Raw genomic sequence first — 5,561 nt, 5'->3', positions numbered from 1 at the left:
GTGGGGGAGCGTGAGCACGCGCCGGTAGGTGGCGCCGACGAGCTCCTCGACGCCGGGGATCGCCCGCTCGCCGAGGAAGCTGAGGAGCACGTCGAGGGCGATCGGCGCCCGGTAGGTGAGGCGCAGGCTGAGCGAGGCGGCGCCGCCCTGCCCGGCGTGGCGCGCGCCGAGCTGGCGGAGCCCGCTCGGCGTGAGGGCGAAGATCGCCCGCACGGTGTCGTTGAACTGGCGGATCGAGGAGAAGCCCGCCGCGAAGCAGACGGCGGAGACCGGGAGGGCTGTCGTCTCGAGGAGCAGGCGGGCGGTCTCGGCGCGCTGCGCGCGGGCGAGCGCGAGCGGGCCGGCGCCGAGCTCGGCGAACAGCTGGCGGTCGAGCTGGCGGGCGCTGTAGCCGAGGCGGGCGGCGAGGCCGGCGACCCCCTCGCGGTCGACGAAGCCGTCGGCGATGAGGCGCATCGCGCGGCCGACGAGGTCTGCCCGGCTGTTCCACTCCGGAGAGCCCGGCGCGGCGCCGGGGCGGCAGCGCTTGCAGGCCCGGAAGCCCCCCTGCTGGGCAGCGGCGGCGGACGGGTAGAAGCGCATGTTGGCGCGCTTCGGCGTCACCGCCGGGCAACTCGGGCGGCAGTAGATGCCGGTGCTCGTGACGGCGGTGAAGAACTGGCCGTCGAAGCGGGGGTCCTTCGCCTGGGCGGCCCGGAAGCACGTCTCGTCGTCGAGCATGCCTTCAGAGTGGCAGCTCGCGACGCCCCGCGCTAGCGGGAATCAGACATCGTGCTCAGCCGAGCGCGCTCTGCACCGCGGGGGGCGCGGGTGCTGTCGGCGTCGGCGGCGGGTGCGCGACGCGGCTGGTGACGTCGTTCCAGATCATCGCTCCGCCGCCGGCGCGCGTCGGCTTCCCGATCGCGGCGCGCAACCAGTTCGCGATCTCCGCGGCATCGGTGATCCCGAGGCCGAGGATCACCGCAGTGACGTGGTGCAGCTGGAGGTAGCTGCGCAGGCCGCGCACGAGCGCGGGGGTGACCGTCCCGGGCCCGACCGTCCCGACCACGGCCACCTCGTCGCGGAGGTGGAGGTGCTGCGGCCCGGGGCTCGCGACCGCGGCGTCGACGAAGCTGGTGGTCGCCGAGTAGTCGACGGCGGTCGGCGTGAAGGTGTTCTTGTAGAGGTAGAAGCGGTGGTGGGTGTAGTCGACCCCGCCGACCTTGCCGATCAGGGTGGCGTGCACGCTGTCGGGGTCGACGCCGGGCGGGATGAAGATCACCCGGCTCGCCGTGATCGAGGTCTTGGTGGCGACGAGGTCCGGGAGGGTGGGGTCGGCGACCACGGTGACGCTGTTCACGAGCATCGCCTCGACCTGCTCGGGCTGGAGGACCTCGGGGAAGATCGTCGCCGTGCCGCTCCGCCGGGGGACGAGGGCGTAGCTCCCGAGCAGGCGGAAGCGCATGTCGTCGAGGGACTGCCAGAGCATCGCCATGTCGAAGAAGGAGGTCGGGTAGGGGTAGGCGAGGACCGTCGACCCCACGGGGATGCTCGAGAGCCCCTTCGCCGTCTCGGAGTAGTGCACCCCGACCCTGACCGGGAGGACCTTGTAGGGCCAGCGCGGGACGAGCGTGATCCCGCAGGCGAGGGCGAGGAGGGCCATCGCGAGGCGCGCCGGGGTGAGCGCCCGCCAGCGCGAGCGCCGCGGGCCGCGCCGCGCGAGCAGCTCGTCGTGGTAAGCGTCGATCCCGAGCGCGACGATCACCGCGACGAAGAAGGCGGTGTAGAGCGAGAGGCGCACCGGGAGGATGTTCTCGACGAGCGGCAGGTGGGCGATCTTCGCGAAGGGCAGCTGGAAGGGGAGCAACTGCGCGTGGCCGTCGGCGATGAGGCGGGGGCCGAGGGAGAGGACGAAGGCGGTGAGCGCGACGAGGCCGGCGTACAGCGGCCACAGCCGCCGCCAGTAGCGGAGCATCAGGTAGAGCGTGATGACGATCAGCGGCACGCCCAGGTAGCTCCCGTTCTCCTGCACCTGGGCGGCGACGAGCTTCATCGCGATCCCCGAGAGGCGGGCGGGCGCGAAGGCCATGTTGTGCGTCGGCAGCACGGCCCCGAAGAGGTCGGCGTTGTAGACGTTGTTGAAGCCCTGCGCGGGGCCGGTGTAGTGGGCGGGCCCGCGCAGCATCTCATAGAGCGGGTAGGCGACGAGCGGCAGCAGCACCGCGAGCGCCGTGGCGAAACCGAAAAGGGCGTGCACGGCCCGTTTCGGCACCTCCCGGTAGTGCAGGAGGGCGAGGAACAAGAGCGCCGGCGCGCAGACGAGCGCGGTCGTCGCCAGCACCTCGGAGGAGATGTAGAACTGCAGGACACAGAAGAGCCCGAGGCGCAGCCCCGCGCGCCACGCCGCCTCCCTCCTCGACACGAGCAGCTCGTAGAGGGCCCAGATGATGAGCGGCGGGAAGGGCACGAACATGAGGTTCAGGTGGTACTCGCCCTGGGTGACCATGTACGGCGAGAAGCCGTAGAGGAGGCCGCCGACGAAGGCCGCCGGCGCGAAGCGGGTCCAGTGGCGCAGCACGAAGTAGGCGGCGTAGGCCGAGAGCGGGAAGGCGAGGAAGCGCAGCAGGTTCTCGCTGGCGATCGGGTTGACCAGCAACGTCAGCGGCGCGCTGACGATCGCGAGCAGCTGGATCCCGGTGTTCTGGGCGATGTTCACGCCGTGCGGGTAGTTGATGAAGTTCGTGAAGAACGGGTTCAGCCCGTGCAGCAGGGCGTACGGCGTCCACTCGAGGAACCACGCCGTCTGCACGATGTCGCCGCCCGCCTCGGTGGGGAAGGCCGAGGGGTCGCCGGGCCAGATCGGGAAGTCGGCGAAGAACGAGAGCGCCACGTAGACCGTCATCGCGAGCGCCCCGGGGTGGCGCCCGAGGACCCGTAGCCGCGAGAGGGCGGGCGGCGCCGGGCGCCGCGCGCGCTCGGGCGCGTACACGGGCGTTGCCGTCGTCGTCATCGGGTCGTCGGGGGCGGACAGGACTGGGTCGCGGCTCGGCGTGTGCACGACGCCCCCTGCAACCGACCTTCCTCGCCCCGGTGGTCGGGCAGCCTCATGAGATCGGGGAATGTTACCCCGTTGACCTGGGCTCCCGCCTGGCGGGGGCGGCGCCACGCTGGGCGTCGCGCCGCGAGCGCCGCGTCAGCTCGCGGCCACGAAATTCGCCTGCGCGACGACCTGCGGATGGCTCCCGATGCTGAGCAGCCGCGTGGCGTGCAGCTCGTCGGCGTCGAAGGGCAGGTTCACCCCCCACCAGCCGTAGCCGTTCGAGAGCCAGAAGTCGCCGACCTTCAGCACCTTGCCGCCCGTCGTGACGACCACGCAGCGCACCTCGCCGCTGTAGCCGAGGCCGTCGACGGTGACGAGCAAGCGGCCGGGGGTGCCGGGGTAGGCGAGGGCCTCGCCCTCGCTCATCGCCCCCGAGCGGAAGGTGGCGAGCGCCACGGGCGCGGCGCGGGTGGGTGCCGGGTGGCCGGCGCCGAGCCGCCCGAGGCCGAAGCCGGCGAGCGCCACGACGAGCGCCGCCGCGGCGACGAGCGTGCGTCGCGGGTGGCGCCGCGGCGGGCGCAGGCGGCGCATCTCCTCGAGCACCCGCACCTCGAAGCCGAGCGGCGGCTCGGCGGCGGGGGCGAGCTCGAGGAGGCTGTCCGCGACGAACGAGAGGTGCTCGAGGAGGCCGGCGCAGCGGCTGCAGGACTCGACGTGCGCGAGCAGCCCGGCCCGCTCCTCGCCGTGCAGCTCGCCGAGCGCGAGGGCGCAGAGCGCGTCCTCGCGCTCCTCACAGCGCACGGGGCCACTCATCGGGCGTCGTCCTCCTCCTCGACGAGGTGGTGCAGCTTCAGCATCGCGAGGCGGATGCGGCTCTTCGCAGTGCCGAGCGGGATGCCCTCGGTCGCCGCCACCTCGGCGGCGGTGTAGCCGTAGAGGGTCGCGAGCACGAGGGCGCGCTGCTGTTCGTGGGGGAGGGTGCGCAGCGCCTTGCGCACCTCCTCGGCGGCCGGCGAGCGGTTGAACTCCTCCTCGGCGCGGGGATCGCTGCCGAGGAGGCGGGAGAGGTCGTCGGGGCTGACCGGCGCCGAGCGGCGGAGGCGCATCGCGTCGATCGCCAGGTTGCGGGTGATGGTGAGCACCCAGGTGCGTGCCGCGGCGCGCCGCGCGTCGAAGATCGCCGCGTGCCGCCAGACGCGCAGGAAGGCCTCCTGCACGACGTCCTCGGCGAGCGCGCTGTCGCCGAGGAGGCCGAAGGCGAGGCCGAAGAGGCGCCGCTGGTAGCGGCGGACGAAGGCGACGGCGGCCCGCTCGTCCCCGGCGGCGATGGCGGCGAGCAGCGCCTCGTCGGAGACCTCCCCCTCGAGGTGGAGGTCCTGCCGAGCGGTCCGACGGATCATCGAGGCCCTCCCGTGGCGGCTTCCCTCTTCGTCGCCCACTTCGCTCGGGTCACGGTAGAGGGTCGGGGTGGCGGGCACGCAAGGGACTACGGCCGAGGGGGCGCTTTGGATGACCGCGCCCGGCGCGCGCCGCGTCCGAGATGAGCACGGCTCTCGGCGAGGGCGCGACTCGCCGCGCTCGCGCCCTGCGGCTCTGTGCCAAGCGGCTCGAGGGCGGCGAGCGGCCCTTCGACGAGGCGCGAACGGTGCCGCTCGCGCTCGGCGCCGCCGAGCAGGCGCCGCTCGGCCCAGGAGCAGTGCAGCTCCCGCTCGGCGCGCGAGAGCGCCACGTAGAGCAGCCGCGCCTCCTCGGCCTTAGCAGCCGCGCTGCGGGCGTGCGCCACGGGCACGAGCCCCTCCTCGAGGCCGGTGACGAAGACGACCGGCCACTCGAGGCCCTTCGCACGGTGGAAGCTGAGGAGGTCGACGCCGTCGCCGACGCCGGGGCCCGGGTCGGTGGCGAGCGACTGACGGAGGTGGGTGACGAGGCCACCGCCGCTCGGCAGCGGGTCGATCGCGAGGTAGTCGCCGGCGATCTCGACGAGCTGTGCGACGGCGGGGGAGCGTCCGCGGCGCGGCGCGGCGAGCTCGCCGAGGGCGACTGCGAGGTGCTCGGGGCTCCCCGCGGCGCGCAGCGTGCGCAGCGCCGCGGCGACCTCGGGGTCGAGGAGGAAGGCCCCGAGGCTGGCGCGCGTCGGCACCTCCTCGCGCTCGAGCGCCTCGCCGAGCAGACGGAGCTGGGCGTTGGTGCGTGCCAGCACCGCGCAGTCGCGCGCCGCGAGGCCGTGGCGGCGCCGCTCGGCGATCGCCCGCGCCACCCCTGTCGCCTCCTCCTCCGCGCTCGGGTAGGCGGTGAGCGTCGGGCTCGCCCCCTCCCGCCCGCAGGCGATCGCCTCGCGGCCGCCGCGCAGCGCGCCCGCCACCGAGACGATCTGCGGGCTCGAGCGGTAGTTCGCCTGCAGGTCGAGCACCCTCGCCTGCGGGTAGCGGGTGAGCAGCTCGCCGAAGGCCTCCTCGAGCGCGCCCCCCCAGCCGTAGATCGCCTGGTCGGCGTCGCCGACGGCGAAGAGGTCGTCGCGCCCGCCGAGCCAGGCCTCGACGAG

At 73.9% G+C, this 5,561-nt stretch carries 5 protein-coding genes; all 5 read right to left on the bottom strand.

From position 1 onward, the window contains the following. Positions 1 to 720, bottom strand: a 720-nt coding sequence (locus VNF07_09110) for an Ada metal-binding domain-containing protein (protein ID HVB06384.1), incomplete at its 3' end; no start/stop codon positions are given. A gap of 55 nt (positions 721 to 775) precedes the next feature. Continuing rightward, a complete protein-coding gene (locus VNF07_09105; GenBank protein ID HVB06383.1) occupies positions 776 to 3,037 on the bottom strand; it encodes a hypothetical protein in 2,262 nt (753 codons plus the stop codon). 135 nt (positions 3,038 to 3,172) lie between these two features. Next, entirely contained in the window at positions 3,173 to 3,832 is a 660-nt protein-coding gene (locus tag VNF07_09100; GenBank protein HVB06382.1) for a zf-HC2 domain-containing protein, read from the bottom strand. Then, a complete protein-coding gene (locus VNF07_09095) occupies positions 3,829 to 4,497 on the bottom strand; it encodes a sigma-70 family RNA polymerase sigma factor (GenBank protein ID HVB06381.1) in 669 nt (222 codons plus the stop codon). Before VNF07_09095 ends, VNF07_09100 begins: the two co-directional genes overlap by 4 nt. Positions 4,498 to 4,505: 8 nt before the next feature. After that, positions 4,506 to 5,561, bottom strand: a 1,056-nt coding sequence (locus VNF07_09090; protein ID HVB06380.1) for an ATP-dependent helicase, incomplete at its 5' end; no start/stop codon positions are given.

The sequence above is a fragment of the Acidimicrobiales bacterium genome, from assembly GCA_035533595.1.
Lineage (GTDB): Bacteria > Actinomycetota > Acidimicrobiia > Acidimicrobiales > Bog-793 > DATLTN01.
The sequence above is the reverse complement of the archived record's forward strand: the minus strand, read 5'-3'. Positions and strand labels throughout refer to the sequence as shown.